The organism is Blautia sp. An249, from assembly GCF_002159835.1.
Classification (GTDB): domain Bacteria; phylum Bacillota; class Clostridia; order Lachnospirales; family Lachnospiraceae; genus Blautia_A; species Blautia_A avistercoris.
Genome location: NZ_NFJL01000069.1, coordinates 1 through 533 on the forward strand (window position 1 = coordinate 1; position 533 = coordinate 533).

Below are 533 nucleotides of genomic sequence, written 5' to 3' on the forward strand. Positions count from 1 at the left end.
CGGTGTTGTCCGTCCCCGCGCCGGTGCGGACGTTTAATTTCCCGCCGTTGGTGGTGACAATGCCGGTCTGCCTGGGGGCGTCGTCCCCGGCGTCCCCGCCGTCCGGGTTGGAGATTTGAATACCATCCTCGGTGACGGTGATCTTCACCTGGGAACCAAAGAGGGAGGAAAGCAGGTCTGCGGTTTCCTCGTCGGTCACAGACTCCGGGCCGGTGTCGTTTTCGTCCTTTTCGGTGTCAGGGGTGCCGCCCTCGGCGTCCTCGGTGTCAAGCTCTATGCCCCCGGTGACGGGTACGCCGGTTTCCTCCGGCAGCGGCTCCGGGCTGGGGTCGCCGCCCCCGGCAAGGGCGGTGGTGGAAAAGGCCGTGAAGCAAAGCAGGGCGGCCAGGGTCACGGCAAAGGTGCGGAAAAACTTATTCTTCATGGCTTTCTACCTCCTGTTCAAACTCCGGCTGCGGGGCCGGGGGTGCCTGCAAAGCGCCGCCCCGGACAAAAGCCGCAAATTCCTGCGGGGTCATGTTCAGGCCCCGGAC

The 533-nt window shown here is 64.9% G+C and carries 1 pseudogene; it reads right to left on the reverse strand.

What is annotated here, in order from left to right:
* Positions 1–424: pseudogene (locus B5F53_RS20510) on the reverse strand (CD1107 family mobile element protein); the annotation flags it as partial.
* Between the last annotated feature and the right edge of the window lie 109 nt (positions 425–533).